The sequence below is a fragment of the Streptomyces sp. NPDC091376 genome (assembly GCF_044757085.1).
Lineage (GTDB): Bacteria > Actinomycetota > Actinomycetes > Streptomycetales > Streptomycetaceae > Streptomyces > Streptomyces pratisoli.
On the sequence record NZ_JBIVUF010000001.1, the window covers coordinates 294,983 to 313,802 of the forward strand.

14 protein-coding genes and 1 riboswitch are annotated in these 18,820 nt (G+C 72.4%); of the genes, 2 read left to right on the forward strand and 12 right to left on the reverse strand.

The genetic code is table 11. The features are described 5' to 3' along the window. Positions 1–337: 337 nt before the first annotated feature. Both ACIQMR_RS01315 and ACIQMR_RS01320 read right to left on the reverse strand, forming a co-directional pair. The gene (locus ACIQMR_RS01315) at positions 338–1,537 is read right to left on the reverse strand and encodes a serine hydrolase domain-containing protein (protein ID WP_401381492.1); all 1,200 of its coding nucleotides are present in this window, start codon (positions 1,535–1,537) and stop codon (positions 338–340) included. A gap of 216 nt (positions 1,538–1,753) precedes the next feature. Beyond that, positions 1,754–3,001, reverse strand: a complete 1,248-nt coding sequence (locus ACIQMR_RS01320) for a cytochrome P450 (RefSeq protein WP_401381495.1) — start codon at positions 2,999–3,001, stop codon at positions 1,754–1,756. A 254-nt stretch (positions 3,002–3,255) separates the two neighbouring features. On the opposite strand from ACIQMR_RS01320, the gene ACIQMR_RS01325 reads away from it, so the two are divergent. Both ACIQMR_RS01325 and ACIQMR_RS01330 read left to right on the forward strand, forming a co-directional pair. Further along, positions 3,256–4,425 (forward strand): steroid 3-ketoacyl-CoA thiolase, encoded by a 1,170-nt coding sequence (locus tag ACIQMR_RS01325; RefSeq protein WP_401381497.1) that lies wholly within the window; start codon positions 3,256–3,258, stop codon positions 4,423–4,425. A 272-nt stretch (positions 4,426–4,697) separates the two neighbouring features. Next, positions 4,698–7,178 (forward strand): polysaccharide lyase 8 family protein, encoded by a 2,481-nt coding sequence (locus ACIQMR_RS01330; protein WP_401381500.1) that lies wholly within the window; start codon positions 4,698–4,700, stop codon positions 7,176–7,178. Here the strand turns inward: ACIQMR_RS01330 and ACIQMR_RS01335 are convergent. The 10 genes from ACIQMR_RS01335 to ACIQMR_RS01380 all read right to left on the reverse strand — a co-directional run bounded on the left by ACIQMR_RS01335 (position 7,165) and on the right by ACIQMR_RS01380 (position 18,732). Further along, entirely contained in the window at positions 7,165–8,283 is a 1,119-nt protein-coding gene (locus ACIQMR_RS01335; RefSeq protein WP_401381502.1) for a substrate-binding domain-containing protein, read from the reverse strand. The two genes, ACIQMR_RS01330 and ACIQMR_RS01335, sit on opposite strands and share 14 nt — an antisense overlap. A gap of 223 nt (positions 8,284–8,506) precedes the next feature. Further along, entirely contained in the window at positions 8,507–8,914 is a 408-nt protein-coding gene (locus ACIQMR_RS01340; protein ID WP_401381503.1) for a transglycosylase SLT domain-containing protein, read from the reverse strand. Positions 8,915–9,216: 302 nt separating this feature from the next. Next, the gene (locus ACIQMR_RS01345) at positions 9,217–10,146 is read right to left on the reverse strand and encodes an ECF transporter S component (protein WP_401381505.1); all 930 of its coding nucleotides are present in this window, start codon (positions 10,144–10,146) and stop codon (positions 9,217–9,219) included. Continuing rightward, entirely contained in the window at positions 10,143–12,080 is a 1,938-nt protein-coding gene (locus ACIQMR_RS01350) for an ATP-binding cassette domain-containing protein (RefSeq protein WP_401381506.1), read from the reverse strand. The genes ACIQMR_RS01345 and ACIQMR_RS01350 overlap by 4 nt, the downstream gene beginning before the upstream one ends. Next, positions 12,077–13,411, reverse strand: coding sequence for an energy-coupling factor transporter transmembrane component T (locus ACIQMR_RS01355; RefSeq protein WP_401381508.1), 1,335 nt, complete (start codon positions 13,409–13,411; stop codon positions 12,077–12,079). Before ACIQMR_RS01355 ends, ACIQMR_RS01350 begins: the two co-directional genes overlap by 4 nt. Then, complete coding sequence (locus tag ACIQMR_RS01360; protein WP_401381509.1) at positions 13,408–14,118, reverse strand: SCO2322 family protein; 711 nt, start codon at positions 14,116–14,118, stop codon at positions 13,408–13,410. The genes ACIQMR_RS01355 and ACIQMR_RS01360 overlap by 4 nt, the downstream gene beginning before the upstream one ends. Further along, on the reverse strand, positions 14,118–15,380 hold the full coding sequence (locus ACIQMR_RS01365; protein WP_401381511.1) for a prenyltransferase/squalene oxidase repeat-containing protein: 1,263 nt from the start codon (positions 15,378–15,380) through the stop codon (positions 14,118–14,120). Before ACIQMR_RS01365 ends, ACIQMR_RS01360 begins: the two co-directional genes overlap by 1 nt. 110 nt (positions 15,381–15,490) lie before the next feature. Continuing rightward, a riboswitch (cobalamin riboswitch) is annotated at positions 15,491–15,625 on the reverse strand. Between the two features lie 58 nt (positions 15,626–15,683). Further along, a complete protein-coding gene (locus ACIQMR_RS01370) occupies positions 15,684–16,736 on the reverse strand; it encodes an MBL fold metallo-hydrolase (protein ID WP_401381513.1) in 1,053 nt (350 codons plus the stop codon). Between the two features lie 283 nt (positions 16,737–17,019). After that, a complete protein-coding gene (locus ACIQMR_RS01375) occupies positions 17,020–17,694 on the reverse strand; it encodes a 1,4-alpha-glucan branching protein (RefSeq protein WP_401381515.1) in 675 nt (224 codons plus the stop codon). Between the two features lie 141 nt (positions 17,695–17,835). Continuing rightward, positions 17,836–18,732, reverse strand: coding sequence for an RNA polymerase sigma-70 factor (locus ACIQMR_RS01380; protein ID WP_401381518.1), 897 nt, complete (start codon positions 18,730–18,732; stop codon positions 17,836–17,838). Positions 18,733–18,820 lie beyond the last annotated feature (88 nt).

Here is an 18,820-nt window from a genome sequence, read left to right on the forward strand (position 1 = left end):
CCGCGTCCACCGAGTGGTCGGCACGACAGGAGCCCCCGAAGACCCGGCACGGGTCTTCGGGGGCTCCTGTCCGCGGCGGCCGGAAGCTCCGCCCAACCGGCGAAGAGCACGGAGGCCACGATCGCCGGTCCGTGCCGGCACGGCCGTCGCCGCCGTCGGTCGTGAAGCTCCCGTCGGCCGTGAAGCTCCCGTCGCGAAGACGTTCTCCGAGGTTGTCGTATGCCCACCAGCCCGGGCGGTAGGGGATGTCGGCGACATCCCCATGCAGCACGGTGATCGTCAGCCGCAACAGGCGCTCCCTTCACCGCACTTCGCCCGACCTCGCTCTTCGGCGACGTCAAGTATGGCTCGGCTTCGGGGACCGCGGATCGGATTGCGGGGCGGACGGCATGGTGAAGACGTGGTCCGGGGTCGCGACGGACGTGACCGCGTGGCCGATCAGCGTGCTCAGTGAGTTGCCCTCGTGGTCGGCGTCGGAGTTGATCAGGACGACCAGGGTGGCGTCCTCGGACGGCAGCTGGACGGCGAGCGTCTCGTACCCCGGGAGTTCGCCGTTGTGGCCGATCCAGTCGTTGACGCGCATGATGCCCAGCCCGTACGCGACGCCGGGGTGTCCCGTCGGCCCGAAGTCCAGGCGCTGCTTCTGCGTCGCCGGTTCGAGCAGGCGGCCGTCGGCCAGGGCGGGGACCCAGGTGTGGAGGTCCTCCAGGCTCGAGATCATGGCGCCGGCCGCCCAGGCCCACGAGGGGTTCCAGTGGGTGGCGTCGACCGTGGCGCCGGTCGTCGTGGCTCCCGTGGGCGAGTAGTCCGTGTATCCCCGGGCGTACGGCTCCGGCAGAGCGGCGCTCGTCGGGAACGACGTCTGCTCCAGCCCGAGCGGCTCGTACACCTGCTGCTCCAGCTCGGCGCCGAGAGATCGTCCGGTGACCTTCTCGATGACCAGGCCGAGCAGCACCGTGTTGGTGTTGCTGTACTCCCACTTGGTGCCCGGTGGGAAGTCGGGCGGGTGCGCGAACGCGTAGTCGAGCAGCTGCCGGGGTGTGTACGTGCGCTGGGGATCGGCGAGCAGGGACTTCGACCAGGCGTCGTCGTCGGTGTAGTTGTACAGGCCGCTGCGCATCGCGGCCAGCTGGCGCAGGGTGATGCGGTCCCCGTCGGGGACGCCTTCGACATACCGCGAGACGGGGTCGTCGAGGCCGATCTCGCCCCGGTCCACCAGCCGCAGAAGACCCGTGATCGTGAACGTCTTGGTGACGCTGCCGATCCGCATGTGCAGATCGGACTTCATCGCTGCGCCGGACTCCTTGTCGGAGACCCCGAACGATTTCTCGTACCTGCCGCGTCCGGGTATCCACAGCCCGACGTCGACACCGGGGATCCCGGCCCGCTCCATGACGTCGGTGATCGCGGTGTCGAGTCGTTCCACCGTCGTGGGATCGAAGTCGTGCCCAACGGTCCCGGCCGGTGCGCCGCTCGCGCCCACGGCGACCATGAGCAACGCCGCGAGGCTCGCGAGAAGCATTCTGAGACGGGTCATCCGCAGTCACCTCTGATCTCTCAGCGACCGGGGTGAAATGGGTGTTGTGCGGACTATCCATCATAGGATCGCCCAAATCGGAGGGCGACTCGGGCGGCGACTCGGGCGGAAGGCGGAGCGTGGGCGAGGCGAGGCGAGGGCAAGGGGGCGGGAGACGGGGGCGGGGCGTAGGGGGGATCGCCCCCGTCTCCCATGTCCGGGTGCGGCGTCGGCGGCTCAACCGCCCACGCTGACCTGGAGTTCCTTGATGCCGTTCAGCCAGGCCGCGCGCAGCCGGCGCGGGTCGCCGGCCAGGCGGAGGTCCGGCAGGGTGTCGGCGATGGCGTTGAAGATGAGTTCGATCTCCTGGATGGCCAGGGACTTGCCGAGGCAGAAGTGCGGGCCTCCGCCGCCGAAGCCGAGGTGGGGGTTCGGGTCGCGGGTGATGTCGAAGGCCTCGGGGTTGTCGAAGACCTCGGGGTCGTTGTTGGCGGAGGAGTAGAACAGCCCCACCCGGTCGCCCTTCTTGATCTTCCGGCCGCCGAGTTCGGTGTCCTGGGTGGCGGTCCGCTGGAAGGAGACGACGGGCGTCGCCCAGCGGACGATCTCCTCGGCCGCGGTCGCCGGACGGTCCCGCTTGTACAGCTCCCACTGCTCGGGGTGGGTGAGGAAGGCGTGCATGCCGTGGCTGATGGCGTTGCGCGTCGTCTCGTTTCCGGCGACGGCGAGCAGCAGCACGAAGAAGCCGAACTCGTCGGAGCTGAGGTTGCCCTCGCCCTCGGCGGCGACGAGCTGGGTGACGATGTCCTTCGCCGGGCACTGCTTGCGGTCGGCGGCGAGGTTCATCGAGTAGCCGATGAGTTCCATGGCCGCCTCGGCGCCGATCTCCTCGGTGATGGCGTACTCGGGATCGTCGTACGCGACCATCTTGTTCGACCAGTCGAAGATCCGGGCCCGGTCGTCCTGGGGGATGCCGATGAGTTCGGCGATCGCCTGGAGCGGCAGCTCGACGGCGACACTGGTGACGAAGTCGAAGCTGCCGTCGGCGGCCGCTCCGCTCCGCGCCGCCTCGACGATCTTCCGGGCGCGGTCGCGAAGTGCCGACTCCAGGCCGCGTATCGCGCGCGGGGTGAAGCCGCGCTGGACGATCTGGCGGACCCGGGTGTGCTCGGGCGGGTCCATGTTGAGCATGATCAGGCGCTGGACCTCGATCTGGTCACGGCTGATGTGCTCGTTGAAGCGGATGACCGCCGTGTTCTCGTTCGAGGAGAACAACTCCGGGTGGGTGGAGACGTGTCTGACGTCCGCGTGCCGAGTGACGACCCAGTACCCCTCGTCGTCGAAGCCGGTGATGCCGCGCGGCTGCGGGCACCACCAGACCGGTGCGGTCTGCCGCAGTTGGGCGAACTCGGGGAGGGGTATACGGCTCTGCAGCAGATCGGGGTCGGTGGCGTCGAACCCTTCGGGGAGATGGGGGCAGGGCATCGGCAACTCCAGGTCTGACGGCTGGGCGCTGGCTGGAAAGTTCTGACGGCCCATCAGAAGTGTCCGCAAGGTAGTAACGGGTTCTACAACTGGCAAGGGTCACGCCGGGAACTGTTGCGTGCAGGAGCCTTGCGTACCTGGGGTAACCCTCATAAGACTGCAACAAGAACTAGAACGCGTACTAGTTCTTCTTGCGGTTCTTGCGTGCGGGGTGCCGGGACACCCCGCCGCCGTGCTGAGGAGAGGACGAGCTCATGGCCGCGGAACCCGTCATCGTCGAAGCCGTACGCACACCGATCGGCAAGCGCGGTGGCGCGCTCGCCAATCTGCACCCCGCCTATCTACTGGGCGAGACCTACCGGGAACTCCTCGGCCGCACCGGCATCCACGCCGACTGCGTCGAGCAGATCGTCGGCGGCACCGTCACCCACGCCGGCGAACAGTCCATGAACCCGGCGCGCACCGCCTGGCTCACCATGGGCCTTCCGTACGAGACCGCGGCGACGACCGTGGACTGCCAGTGCGGCTCCTCGCAGCAGGCCTCGCACATGACCGCCAACATGATCGCGGCAGGTGTCATCGACATCGGCATCAGCTGCGGCGTCGAGGCCATGTCGCGCGTACCGCTCGGCAGCGGATCCAAGCACGGGCCGGGCAAACCCTGGCCGGACGAGTGGAACGTCGACCTGCCCAACCAGTTCGAGGCGGCGGAACGCATCGCACGCCACCGCGGGCTCACCCGGGAGAACGTCGACTCGCTCGGGCTCATATCGCAGGAGCGGGCGGCCGTCGCCTGGTCCGAGGAACGCTTCAAGCGTGAGACGTTCGCCGTCCAGGTCCCCACGACCGAGGAGGAGCAGGCCGCGGGGCAGGGCATGTGGCGGCTCGTCGACCGCGACGAAGGACTGCGGGACACCTCCATGGAGGCCCTGGCCGGGCTGAAACCGGTCATGCCGACCGCTGTCCACACGGCCGGGAACTCCTCGCAGATCTCCGACGGCGCCGCGGCGATCATGTGGGCGTCCAAGCGCATGGCGCGGGCGCTGAAGCTGAAGCCACGCGCCCGGATCGTCGCGCAGGCGCTCGTCGGCTCCGATCCGCACTACCACCTGGACGGGCCGATCGACGCGACCCGGGCGGTGCTGGGGAAGGCGGGGATGTCGCTCAAGGACATCGACCTCATCGAGGTCAACGAGGCCTTCGCCTCGGTCGTCCTGAGCTGGGCGCAGGTCTTCGAGCAGGATCTGGAGAAGGTCAACGTCAACGGCGGGGGCATCGCGCTGGGGCACCCGGTCGGGGCGACGGGGGCGCGGCTGATCACCACGGCGCTTCATGAACTGGAGCGTACGGACAAGGAGTTCGCGTTGGTGACGATGTGTGCGGGCGGGGCGCTGGCGACCGGGACGATCCTCCAGCGGCTGTAGTTCCCCCTCCTTCCCCCGCGCGCCCGGCGGGCACGTCGAGCACGAGGGGCACGACGGGCACGACGAGCACGGTCGAGGCTCCGAAGCGATGACCGCTTCGGAGCCTCGGCCATGTGCGGACGTCACTTCGGGGGTTCGCTGCGGAAACGATCGAAACGCTCAATTCCGTCTGCTCTGTAGAGCGATTGAGCGTATGCGTGCTAGAAACCGCCAGCGGTAATCGCCTGCTTCCCTCTCCGCGACCAGCCCGCCCCCCCGTACAGGAGACCGCCATGACGCGTTCCTGGTCCCGTCGCACCTTCCTGCGCACCACCGGCGGCACGGCACTCGCCCTCGGCCCGACCGCCGGACCGCTGCCGGCCCATCAGGCCGTCGCCGCGTCCGCGTCCGCGTCCTCGTCCGCGGCCATGGCCTCGTCCGCGGCCGCGGACGACTTCAGTGCCCTGCGCGCCAAGTGGCGCACGCTGATACTCGGCGAGGGCTTCAGCCCGACCGCCGAACCGTTCAGGACGAAGCTGGCCGCACTCGGCGCCCGCGCGGGCGAGTACCGGTCGGCGATGGCCCCTGCCACCGGATCGCTCTGGCCCGACCTGGTGTGGGCCGACCCGGAACCCGACACGGACCAGGAGTCCTTCGGCTACTCGGCCCGGCTGGTCGACAGTCTCAACCGGCTGAACACCATGGCCCAGGCCTACTGCCGGCAGGGCACCGGGCTGACCGGGAACGCCGCCCTCAGGGACGCCGTCGTCACCGGCCTCGACCACATCCACGCCCGGGTCTACAACGAGAACCAGGCCCGTTACGGCAACTGGTGGAGCTGGCAGATCGGCGGCCCGCAGGCACTCCTCGACGTGTGTGTCCTGATGTACGACCAGCTGTCCGCCACCCAGATCGCCGACCACTGCCGTGCCGTCGACCATTTCGTGCCGGACTCGGCGGTCGCCGCCTACACCGGTACCAGCACCGGTGCCAACCGCGTCGACCTGTGCCGGGTCCTCATCCTGCGCGGCATCGTCGGCGGCAGTGCGGCCAAGATCGCGCTGGGCAGGGACGCGCTCTCGCCCGTCTTCCCGTACGTCACCACCGGCGACGGCCTCTACGCCGACGGCTCGTTCGTCCAGCACGGCACCATCCCGTACACGGGCTCGTACGGCGCGGTGATGCTGGGCGGTCTCGGCGCGCTCTTCAGCCTGCTCGCCGGCTCCGGCTGGGCCGTCACCGACCCCGGCCGGCAGATCGTCCTCGACGCGGTCGAGAACGCCTGGGCGCCCTTCCTCTACAACGGGCTGATCATGGACGGGGTCTCGGGACGCGCCATCAGCCGTGGCATCGCCGCCGGCGCCGCCAGCGGGGTGCAGGCCGACGACCATCTGCGCGGCCACGGCATCCTCGCCTCGATCCTGCTGCTCGGCCAGGGCGCGAGCGCCACCGAGAACGCCCGCTGGCGGGGGCTGGTCAAGGGCTGGATACAGCGCGACTACTACAGCCCGCCGCTGAGCAGCCCGTCACTCGGCCTGGAGAGCCTCGCCCGGCTGAAGGCCGTGGCGGACGACACCTCGGTCACGGCCATCGCCGAGCCCACCGGGCACCGGCTCTTCCCGTCCATGGCCCGTGCCACCCACCGCCGCCCCGGCTGGGCCGCCTCGATCAGCATGGCCAGCAAGCGCATCAGCTACTACGAGACCGGCAACGGCGAGAACCTGCGCGGCTGGCACACCGGCTCCGGAATGCTCTACTGGTGGGGCGACACCTACGCCAACGGACAGTACAGCGACGCCTTCTGGCCCACCGTCGACCCCTACCGCCTCCCCGGGACGACCGCCTCGCGCAAGACCCTCGCCGACGGGGCGGGCGGCGACTGGGGAGCGGCCAAGCCCGACGTCAACTGGGTGGGCGGTGCCACCGACGGCACCAGGGCCGCGATCGGCCAGTATCTGAGGGGCCTCCAGAGCACCCTGATGGCGAAGAAGTCCTGGTTCTGTCTGGACGACTCCGTCGTCTGCCTGGGCGCGGGCATCACGTGCACCGACGGCACCGCGGTCGAGTCGGTCGTCGAGAACCGCAACCTCGGGCTCTCCGGCGCGCACACCTTCACCGTCAACGGCACGGTGAAGCCTGTGAGTCACCCCTGGTCCGAGACGCTGACCGGCGCGACCTGGGCACACATCGGCGGCATGGGCGGCTATGTCTTCCCCGGCGGTGCGACGGTCAAGGCGCTGCGCGAGGAACGCACCGGCCGCTGGAGCGACATCAACCGGAGCATGTCCACCACCGCGCTCACGCGGCGGTATCTGACCCTGTGGGCCGACCACGGCACCAACCCGTCCGACGCGACGTACGCCTACGTCCTCATGCCCGGCGCGAACACCACGCAGACCGCCGCGCGCGCCGCCGACAGCGGCTGGGTGCAGATCCTCGCCAACACCGACGACCAGCAGGGCGTACGCGTGCCCTCCCTGGGCTTCACCGGGGTCAACTTCTGGTTCGGCGGGACCGTCGGGGCGCTCACCGCGAGCGCGCCCTGCTGCGTGATGATCACCGAGAAGAGCGACGGCACCGCAGTGATCTGCGTCAGCGACCCGATGCGCATGCAGACCAGCCTGAGCCTCACCTGGAACCGGGCCGTGGCCTCCGTGACCTCCAGGCCCTCGACGGTCACCGGAGCGAGCACCGGCTCCTCGCTGAACCTCACGTTCGGCGACCTCAGCGGCACCGCCGGCGCCACCCAGAGGATCACCGTCAGGCTCGGCTGACCGGAAGGAGCCCAGGAGCACCCCGTACGCCTCCGCAGGAGGCCCGTACCCGCAACTCCGGCAGCAGCTCCAGATGCTGACGGGGCGCGGGAACGTCCCCCGCGCCGCGCTCGGCGAGCCGCTGGAGCACGAGTTTCGCCGCCAGTTCCCCGACCGACCGCTTCGGCGGGGCGATCGCGGTCAGCGGGACGTCGGCGAGCGCGGCCACCTCGTCGTCGTACGCGATCAGCGCGAGGTCCTCCGGAACGCCGATGCCGCGCGCCTGCAGGCGGGGCACCAGCACGATGGCGTCCTCGTCGCTGTGCACCAGGGCGGCCGTGACCCCGTGCCGTTCGACGGCCTCGACGAGGTACCGCACCGACTCGTCGAACTCCGCCCCAGGGGTGCGGACGGACGGCGACCCCGGCACGGTCTCCAGGCCCAGGGACTGAACGGATGCCAGGTAGCCCGCCGTGATGCCCGCGGTGTGCGGGCCGTCCTGCAGCAGCGCGGCGATCGAGCGGTGGCCGAGGGCGGCGAGATGGCTCACCGCCAGCGCGGCGCCGTGCGCCCGGTCGGTGCGTACGCGGTCGAGCGCGGCGGCCGGATTGCCGGCCGGCGCCGAGCGCTCGACCAGCACCACTGGTGCCTCGCATGCCATGAGCCACCGCTCCTGGCCCGCGGCGGGCACGCCGCCGAACCAGCTGGGCGCCACCAGCAGCCCCTCGGCGCCACCGGCCAGCAGATGCCCGGCCCGGACGGGGTCCTCGCCGTCGACGTAGCCGGTCATGCCGAGCACCAGCCGGCCGCCCCGCGCCTCGACCGCCTCGCGGGCCCCGTGGATGATGTCGGCGAAGATGTAGTTGGTGGTGGGCACGATCATGCCGATCACCGCGCCGCCGGAGCCCGGCGCGGACGCCCGGTTCTCCGTCGGCGCCCCGTCCGGCGGCAGCACCGCGCCGTGCATGCGCCGCACCTTGCCCTGGGCGGCGAGCGTCTCCACGTCCCGGCGCAGGGTCACGGCGGAGACGCCGAGTTCGGCCGCGAGCTGTGCCACCCGGAGGCTGCCGCGTTCCCGTACGAGCGCGAGTACCCGCTCATGGCGCTGGTCGACGTGCAGTCGCATGGGCTCCCCCTGGGCGAGTCGGGTTGCGTCACTGTACGCCGCGGCCGTATGGCTCGGTCCCGCCCGATCCGCATGCCGAGGGCGGGGCTCGGCGGTTCCGGGCAGAGGCCTGGAATGGAGCAAGGCTCCGAAGCGGGGTCACCGCTTCGGAGCCTTGTGATTCTGGTGCCGCCGTGGCGGCCCGGGTGGTGCCGGTGCGTCGGCTCGGGGCCGGTGCGTCGGCTTAGTACCAGTGGTTGGCCTGCCAGAAGTTCCAGGCGCCGCACGGGCTGCCGTAGCGCTCGTTCATGTAGTCCAGACCCCACTTGATCTGGGTCTTGGGGTTGGTCTTCCAGTCGGCGCCGGAGGAAGCCATCTTGCCGCCGGGCAGGGCCTGGACCAGGCCGTAGGCGCCGGAGGAGGCGTTGGTGGCGGACGGGTTCCAGTTGGACTCGTGCGTCACGATCTTGTCGAAGCACTGGAACTGGGCGGCGGGCATCATCTGCTTCGCGATCTCCTGCGGCGTGGCGGTCGAGGCCGACGCCGCGGATCCCGTCCCCATGACCGCACCGACCGCACCAAGAAGCACGGCGGTACCGGCAATGACGGACTTGTTGCGGGCAGAGAATCGGTTGATCAGCGAGCGGGTCAAGGGAGTGCCTAACGTTCGGGGACTGGGCGGTCGCGAGGGGCGGGCCGAGCCGGGCTCGTGTGCTGGGCTTCCAGGCCCTGCGACTCCTTGCGACGGGAACAGTTGTAACCAGCCCCCGGGCCCCCGCGCCGTGACCGGGCTCACCCCGTAGATACGACGTAGACAGGGCAGGGAGGGTCTAAAGTCCCAAACTGGACATATAGGGTTTATGTGCAGGTCGGGGACGGTGGCCCGAGGACTCATGTCCTCGCATTGCGGCTACGAAGGCCGATAGTTTTGGGACCAAAGTCCTGTGGGCCGCCTCACGGCTCCGGGGAGGTTTTGGCGGGCTCGAATGTGACCTGGGCCTCGAAGGCCGCCCTCCTGGTCGCCCTGCGCAGCGCCTTCAGCAGCGTCGGGCCGACGGCGAGCGTCAGCACGACGGTGAGGGCGGCGCGGCCAAGGTCCCAGCCCAGCGAGGTGGCGAGCACGTACGCGACGAAGCGGACGAGGTTCTCGCCGATCGGGTCACCCGCGTGGAAGGAGATCCCCGAGGCCGTGCCCGGCACGATCGTCCAGCCCTGCAGATTCATGACCGTGCCGTACGCGAACGACGCGGCGAAACCGTATCCCGCGAGCATCAGCAGCTCGGCACGGCCCCTCAGCCGGTCCGGGCCCGGCAGCAGGCCCGCGCCCATCGTGAACCAGCCCATGGCGAGCATCTGGAACGGCATCCACGGCCCGACACCGCCCGTGAGCAGCGCGGACGCGAACATCGTCACCGAGCCGAGGACGAAGCCGAAGCCCGGGCCGAGTACCCGGCCGCTCAGCACCATCAGGAAGAACATGGGTTCCAGGCCCGCCGTACCGGCGCCGAGCGGACGCAGGGCCGCGCCGACCGCGGCGAGGACGCCGAGCATCGCGACGGCCTTCGCGTCCATGCCGCCGTCGGCGATGGTCGCGACGACGACGCCGACGAGGAGGGGAAGGAGCGCGGCGAAGAGCCAGGGGGCGTCCTGGGCGTGGTCCGTGATGGCGGCGTCCGCGTCGGCGAGCAGCGGCCAGCCGAAGGCGGCGACGCCGATCGCGCTGATGAGGACGAGCGCGGCGACGGCGCGGGGGCCGAGGCGTACGGAACGGGCGGGGCGGGTGCCGGGGGCCCGGGCGGGGCCGGGGAGCGGGTCACGGCGAAGGCTCGGGCGACGGGCCCGGCGCGGGCCTCGGCCGGGGGAGACAGGGGGCACGGAGGTCACAGCGCCGCCTCCACCTGGGCGACCGTGAGCCACGGTTCCGGTGCGAGGATCTTCGCGACCTGCGGTGCGAAGGCGGGGGACGACGTGACGACAGCGGCCGTCGGGCCGTCCGCGACGACCTCGCCGTCCGCGAGGATCACCACCCGGTGCGCCAGCTCGGCGGCGAGCTCCACGTCATGGGTGGCCAGGACGATGGCGTGCCCCTCGGCCGCGAGGCCCCGCAGGACGGCGACCAGGCGGGCCTTCGCCGCGTAGTCCAGGCCGCGGGTCGGCTCGTCGAGGAGCAGCAGCGGGGGACGCGCGGTCAGCACGAGCGCGAGGGCGAGCGCCAGCCGCTGGCCCTCGGACAGGTCCCGCGGGTGGGTCGCGTCCGGTACGCCCGGCAGCAGCGCGGTGACGAGGTCCCGGCAGGTCCCCGGCGCGGCTCCCGCGTCCGCGTCCGCGGCGGCGCACTCGGCGCCGACCGTGTCCGCGTACAGCAGGTCCCGAGGCTCCTGCGGTACGAGCGCGACCTGGCGGATCAGCTCGCGCGGCGCCGTACGCCGCGGGTCGCGGCCCCCGACCCGCACCGACCCGGACGTCGGCCCGACCAGCCCGACGAGGCTGCTGAGCAGCGTCGACTTCCCGGCGCCGTTGCGCCCCATGAGCGCGACGATCTCGCCGGGCGCGACGGTGAGGTCCACGCGCCGGAGCGCCTCGACGCGTCCGCGCCGGACGCCGAGCGCCCGGACGACGGCCGCGGGTGCGCCGGCTTCGGTGACGGCCGCGGGTGCATCGGCGTCGGTGACGGCCCCGGGAGCATCGGCTTCGGTGACGGCCCCGAGTGCGTCGGCGTCGTCGGTGGTCGCGGGCGCACGCACCGGCTGCGCCGGCGGCCCGGGCTGTGCGGGTGCCCCGCCGACGGAGGCCGAGGGCCGGCTCCGCCGCAGCAGCCTGCCGAGCAGGCTCGTGCGGGCGGGCTCGTGCGCTTCGGCCGCGGGCCGGTGGTGAGTCCGCCCGGCCGGCGCCGGGGGCTCGCCCGCCACGGGGCGGAGCCGCGAGCCGTCGCCGCCGGGACGGGACGGGGCGGAGGAGGCGGACGGCTCGGCCTGCCCGGACGGCGACGGCGGCGTGCGGCCCGACAGCCGGACCCGTACGTCGGACGCGCGGCGGCGGGCGTCGCGCACCGACAGGGGCAGCGGGTCCCAGCCCACGAGGCGGCCCAGCGCCACCACCGGGGGATGGACCGGGGAGAGGGCCATCACCTCGGCGGGAGCGCCCATCACCGGGGGCTCACCAGGAGCCGGGAGCAGGATGACCTGGTCGGCGTACTGGACGACCCGTTCGAGGCGGTGCTCCGCCATGAGGACCGTCGTCCCCAGGTCGTGGACCAGGCGCTGGAGCACCGCCAGGACGTCCTCCGCCGCGGCCGGGTCGAGCGCCGACGTCGGCTCGTCCAGGACGAGCACCTTCGGGTGCGGGGTCAGCACGGAACCGATCGCGACCCGCTGCTGCTGGCCGCCGGAAAGCGTCGCGATCGGCCGGTCGCGCAGCTCCGCGAGCCCCAGCAGATCGAGCGTCTCCTCCACCCGCCTGCGCATCACGTCCGGGGCCAGGCCCAGCGACTCCATCCCGTACGCGAGCTCGTCCTCGACCGTGTCGGTGACGAAATGCGCGAGCGGGTCCTGGCCCACCGTGCCGACGAGGTCGGCGAGTTCACGCGGCTTGTGCGTGCGCGTGTCCCGGCCGTCCACCGTGACCCGCCCCCGCAGCGTGCCGCCGGTGAAGTGCGGCACCAGCCCGGAGACCGCTCCCAGGAGTGTCGACTTGCCGACTCCCGAGGGGCCGACGAGCAGGACCAGCTCTCCCTCCGGAACCGTCAGGTCCACCCCGGCGATCGTGGGCGGCGCGGCGGGGTCGCCGTAGGTCACCGAGACGTTCTCGAAGCGGATCATGACGACGACTCCTTCGGCGACGGCTCCTTCGGTGACGGCTTCCTCGCCGGCGGTACGGGGGCGACGAACGCGGGCAGCAGGCCGACCAGAACGCCCACGGCCGGCCACAGCGGCAGGACGGGCGCGGTCAGCGGTACGACGCCGGGGTGCAGGGCGTCGGGAGCGTACGAACCCGCGCGGATCATCAGCACCGCGACCGCGACGCCCGATCCCGCCACCAGCCAGGCGCGCGCACCCCAGCGGTCGGGGCGGTAGCGGGTGCGCACCTGGCGCCGCCCACCGAGCCACAACCCGCCGAGCGCCGCGGCGAACCCGCCCAGCAGCACCGGCAGTCCGTATCCCGCGCCCTGCGCGGCGAGCAGTCCGTACGAGCCGGCGCACACCCCGAGCAGGCCGCCGAGGGTGAGGACGGTGGTGGTGTGCCGCACCGCCGGCGGAACCTGCGCCGTACGCCCATACCCGCGCGCGTCCATCGATGCCGCCACCGCGACCGACCGTTCCAGCGCGCCCTCCAGCACCGGCAGCCCGATCTGCAGGACCGCCTTCACGCCGCCGGTGGGACGGCCGCGCAGCCGGCGGGCCGTCCGCAGCCGCACCACGTCCGCGACCATGTTCGGCGCGAACGTCATCGCGACGACGACGGCGACTCCGGCCTCGTAGAGCGCGCCCGGCAGTGACTTCAGGAGGCGAGCGGGATTGGCGAGCGCGTTCGCCGCGCCGAGGCAGATCAGCAGGGTCGCCAGCCTCACCCCGTCGTACAGCGCGAACACCAGCTGCTCGGCGGACACCCGGCCGCCGATCCTGATGCCCTGTGCCCAGTCGGGCAGCGGCACTTCGGGCAGGGTGAGGAGGATGTGCGTCCCGGGGATCGGTGAGCCGAGGACGGCGGAGAAGACGAGCCGGATGGCGATCACGGCGAGGCCCAGCTTCACGAAGGCGCCGTAGGACCGGGCCCAGGGCGCGTCGGTGCGGCGCGCGGCGACGACGTATCCCGCGACGCCGACGAGCAGCCCGAGGAGGAGCGGGTTCGTCGTCCGCGACGCGGCGACGGCGAGACCGAGCGCCCACACCCACCACGCCCCGGCATGCAGTGCGTTGCTCCGGCCCGCCTCGGGCGCGCGCAGCACTCCGCCGTGGGGCGTCCGCCCCCGGGGGCCGCCGTGACGCGCGGCGTCACCGTCCTGGCCGGGACGGCCGCCGAGTCCGACCTCGGACTTCGGACGGGCCTCGTACGTACGGCGGGGACCTCCGTCCTCGGACGCCGCACGGGCTGGGTGGGGTGGCGGGTCCCCGTCCCCGAGCGGGGGACGGGCCCGCGGGGGCGGGGTCATCCTCGGCGGCGGGACTGCCAGAACGCCGCCGCGCCCAGTGCGAGGACCGCGGCGACGCCCGCGAGGACGCTCAGCGACGGGCCGCCGTCGCTCTCGTCGGCAGACGACGACGAGGACGAGGACTCGGACTGGGACGCGGACGTGGCCGGCGCGGAGTCCGAGGACTCCGGCGACGCGGGCGCCCCGGCCGAGACCTGTTCGCCGCAGCCCGTCCCCGGGTATCCGGCGATCGCGCACAGCAGCGCGTCCGCGTTGTAGCGCAGAGGCTTGGCCACCGCGGCGAGCGCCTCGGCGCTGCTCGCGTCCGTACGCACCTGCGCGCAGCCGGTGCGCGGCGAGACGGGCGGGGTCTCGCCGGACGGCGCGTCCGTGGCGCTGCCGAAGTCGATGACGACGCCGACCCGCTTGGTGCCGGGCTTCGCGGGTGTGTCCGCGCACAGCGCGGCGAAGCCCGGGGCGGTGCGGGGCTTCGCCGAGTCCTGCGAGTCCGCGCTGACGGAGAAGCGGAAACCGTCCACCGTGCCGTCGGCCGGCCTGGCCGTCGCCGGGCCCTGGGTGGCGTACGCCCAGGACCCGCCGTCGGACTGCCAGAACGACCAGTACCGGTAGCCCGCCGCCTGCGCCGCCCCCGCCGCACCCAGCACCGTGACGACGGCGACGAGTGCGGCGCAGAGCGCGAGGACGAGCGCGGCCGGTCGCCCGCGCATCACTGCTGCTTGCTCTTGCGCCGGCCGCTGATCAGGATGCCGATCCCGGCGCCCGCCGCGACACCGGCGCCGATGAACCACCAGATGCCGGCGCTGTCGCCGCTCGTGCCCGACTCGGAGTCGTCGGCCTTCGCCTGCGGAGCCGCCGGCGCGGTCGTGGAGACCGGCGCGGGGCCGGTCGCGTTCAGCTGCTGGACCAGGTCCGCGCCGCCGAAGTCACGCGGGTCGGCGCCGAAGGCGTGCACGGCGAGGATCAGCTGCGCGTACGCGGCCGGGCCCGCCCCCTTCGCCCAGGCGGCGGAGTTCTGCTCCAGCCACCGTATGGCGTCGGACGCCTTGTCGGAGTGTCCTGCGGCCGACAGCGCGAGCACCGCGTCCGCCGTGTTGCCGAAGTCCGGCTTCGGGGCCGGGTCGGTGGCGCCGGGCAGCGGAGGCGAGTCCAGGTGACCGGTCTTCGCCAGCGCCTTCGCGAGGTACGCGGCGCCGTTGCGCGCGGACTGCTCGGGGGTCGCCTTGGCGGGCGTGGCGCACCGAGGCTCGCCGCCCGGCTTCGGTCCGGCCAGGATCATGCCCCGGCCCAGTCCGGCCAGTACGCCCGCCGCGGTGGCGTCGCCGTTCGCGAGGAGCTTGCCCGCCTTGTCCGGCTGGTAGGCGAACGCGCCGCCGCCCGCCGTGTCCGCGCACGGGATGGCGAACGAGACCAGCGCGTCGAACGGCGTCTTCCCGCTCTTCGACCTCAGCTCGCCCGGCCTCGCCTTCGCCGAGGCGAAGGCGCTGATCACGATCGAGGTGGAGTTGGCGTCGGAGGGCATGCCCGGGTTGTAGCTCCAGCCGCCGTCCTCGTTCTGCACGGACTTCAGCCAGCCGATGCCCTTGTTCACGGCGTCCCGGTGTCCGCCGAGGGCGCGCAGGGCCTGCACCGCGACCGCGGTGGCGTTGGTGTCCAGCATCGTCTTGGCGTCGCACGGCTTGGCGACGTCGGCACGGTACGAGGCGAAGCCGCCGTTCGCGCACTGCTGCCCGGTCAGCCAGTCGACGGCCTGGTCGGCGGGCACGGTCTTGACGACGTCCTGCGCGAGCAGCGCCAGCGACTGCCGCCACACACCGTCGTACGTCGGGTCCTGCGTGCCGTACAGCCCGGTGGGGAGCGCGGCCGAGGGGGAGGGGGACGGAGCGGGGGCGGCCGTCGCGGCCGGGGCACCGGCCACGCAGAGCACGGCGGAGGCGGCGGCGAGCGCTGCTGCGCTGCGGCGAACGGACATAGGGGGCTGGGCCTCTCCTGCGGGGAGCCGGGCACAGGCACGCATAGGTACCAGGCTCCGGCCCCGTATTCCTCGACGGTGCCTGCCAACGGGCCGGTCCCGATGGCACGAGCCGGTCACGGCCGGTACGAGGCGTTCCGACTCGCCGCCTGGCAGGGCGGCTCACGGTTGCGGGTCAGTGCCGGATTTGCACCGGCTTTCCCTCGTACGGGTGTGATGACGACTCGCACACTCTACCGGTGCGTATCCGGGACCCCCGGGGCTGCCCCTGGGGCTGCCCGTGAGCCGGTGGAGTCCGCAGGGTCAGCCGGTCGCGGTCGCGGTCGCGACGTACGTCACCGGCTCGCTGCCCGCCACCGCTTCCGCCCGCCCCAGTTTCACCAGCCGGCGCAGATGGGCCTCCGCCTCCGAGACCGCGATGTTGCGTGAGCCGTACGGGATCCGGTCCCAGGGACGGTTCCACTCCATGCGCACGGCCAGCTGCCACGGGGTGAGGGGGGTGGCAAGGAGCGACAGCAGTCCGGTGAGCCGCTCCTCGTGGTGGGCGAGCAGTTCCCGGACCCGGCCGGAGGCGTCGGTGAAGGCGTGCTGATGGGCGGGGAGCACCTCGGCGACGCCCAGGCGCCCGACGCGTTCCAGGGAGTCGAGGTAGTCGCCGAGGGGGTCGGTGACCGTGGAGTCGTCGGGGTCCTCGTAGAGGCCGATGTGCGGACTGATGCCGGGCAGCAGATGGTCGCCGGAGAAGAGCCGGCCGTGACCCGGGAGGTTCGCCGGGTGGTCCTCCTCCAGGTGCAGACACACATGCCCGGGAGTGTGACCGGGCGTCCATATCGCGCGCAGCCGCCGCCCGGCGAGGTCCAGCAGCTCACCGGGGACGATCTCCCGGTCGGGCAGTGCCGCCCGCAGCCCGGGCAGGGTCCGCATCCGCCCTTCGTCGCGGGCGGCGCGCAGCGGGGCGAGGTGCTCCTCGGGCGCCCCGACGGCGGCGAGCTTCCCGGCCAGGTAGTCGAGCCAGGCCCCGGGCCGTGCGTCCCGGGTGCGGCGTACGACGTCGATGTCGGCCGCGTGCATCGCGATCCAGGCACCGGACGCCTCGCGCACCTGACCGGACAGCCCGTGGTGATCGGGGTGGTGGTGGGTGACGACCACCCCGTGGACGTCGGCCGTCGCGATCCCCAGCGCGCCGAGACCCTCCGTGAGCGCGGTCCAGGACGCCGGATCGTCCCAGCCGGTGTCGACGAGGACCGGGCCGCGATCGGTGTCGAGGACATGGACCAGGGTGTGTCCGAGCGGGTTGTCCGGGATGGGGACCTGAAGGGACCAGACGCCTCCGCCGTGCTCCGTCACCTGTGGCATACGTCCTCGTCTCCCCTGAGCGGCACGGCCGTTGCCCACTATAACGAGAACTGATGCCCCGTCAGAACGGGTCGGAGTCGTTCGCCGGAATCCCCGGCTGCCCCCGCGCGCGCCCCGCAAGCCGTGCCGGACACCGCGACCGCGCCGCTGTGCCCCGCCGCCCAGTAGACGGTCCGCTCCGCAGTTGTCGCGGCTCGCGCCACGACCGGCCGGCGCGCAGGTACTCATGCGTGTCTGAGCACTCCGTACCGCGGGCCGGCCCGGCGCCGCCCTGGCCCCCGGGTCAGTGCGCCTCGGCCCGGCGGCCGGTGTGCAGGACCGCGAAGAGCCCCGTTTCGCGGGTGCCGTCCGGCAGGTGCCAGGCGCCCGCGATGTGGCCGGTCGCCCCGTGCGGAGGGAGGGTCGGGTCGTCCGGGGCAGGTCGCAGGACTCGGTGCAGGCGGAGGGTCATGCCGTGCGGTGCGGGCAGCTCGGTGCTCTCCCGGTCGTCGGCGGCTGTGCCGGCCACGTCCGTGGAGAGGGCGCCTTCACCGGTGTAGGAGCGGGTGACCTCCCGGTCCGGGACGTCACTGACGTTCTGGTCCTGGGCCTGTACCCGGCCGTCGATCAGGGCCGTCAACTGGGCGACCAGCACGGGGTCGTGGCAGCCGTCGTAGGCCCAGCGCCGTCCCAGCACCCCGTGTTCCATGGTGCCGATGAGAGCGTGCTCCGCGCCGGCGAGCGGGGCACCGCGATAGGTGAGCGGGACCAGGTAGGCGGTCGGGTGGGGAGTTGAGGCATCGGTGACCACCATGAACTCGATCCCGACCTCGCCCTGCGGGTCATCCAGCCGGAAGCCGCCGGCCTTGGCCAACTCCGGTTCGCCCGCCCCGCCGCAGTACCACGGGCGGGACGGGAGCCAGGAAGTGAGCAGTTCCAGCTTGGTCGGCTTGAGGGTGGTGCGGTGGATGACGGCCATGCCGAAGGTTCTCCTCCATCACGCGGATACGAGCCCTCACACCTTGCCATCCGCGCGGCTCCGGGGGAGCGGTTCTCCATCCGGCATGAACGCCGCGGTCGACCGTGTCGCGGGGGACGGTCGGGCGACGGTCGGGGACGGTCAGCGGGACGTGAGGGGGGTTTCGGACTCGACGCGGGTGAGCTTCTCGGGATTGCGGACGTAATAGAGGCCGGTGACGCGGGCGTTCTCCACGCGGAAGGCCAGCACACCGTCGATCACGCCGTCCAGGCGCAGGACGAGTCCGGGGTTGCCGTTGACCGTGGTGGACTCACTGGTGAAGGCGCCGCCGGCCTTGGCGAGGCTTCCGGCCATGTAGCGGAGCACCTTGTCGGCGCCGACGACCGGCCGCAGGGCCGCCAGCTTGAGGCCGCCGCCGTCGCTGACGAAGACCACGTCCGGGGCGAGTACGTCGAGCAGACCCTGGAGGTCCCCGGTCACGAGCGCGCGCTGGAACGAATGCAACGCTGCCCGGGCCTCTTCCGGGGAAACCGGTGTGCGCGGCCGACGGGCGTCGACGTGCCGGCGGGCGCGGTGGGCGATCTGGCGTGCGGCGGCGGGGCTCTTGTCGATCGCGGCCGCGATGTCGTCGTAGCCGATGTCGAAGACCTCGCGCAGCACGAAGACGGCGCGTTCGGTCGGTGAGAGGGTTTCGAGGATGAACATGAGTGCCAGCGACAGGTTCTCGGACAGTTCGATGTCCTCGGCCACGTCCGGCGCGGTCAGCAGGGGCTCGGGCAGCCAGGGGCCGACGTAGGCCTCCTTGCGCCGTTTGAGGGTGCGCAGCCGGTTGAGCGCTTGCCGGGTCGTGATCCGTACGAGGTAGGCACGCTGGTCCCGCACCTGCGCCAGGTCGACCTTGACCCACCGCAGCCAGGCCTCCTGGAGGACGTCCTCGGCGTCCGCCGCCGATCCGAGCATCTCGTAGGCGACGGTGAACAGCAGGTCCCGGTGGGCGACGAAGGCCTCCGTCGCGGGGTCGGTGACGTGGTCGTTCATGTCGTGCGCTTCGCTCTCTCGTGGTCGTACCCACGTGCCGCGAGCAGGCCGTGGGACATGTACCCAGTCTGGTGACGGGGCCCGTCGC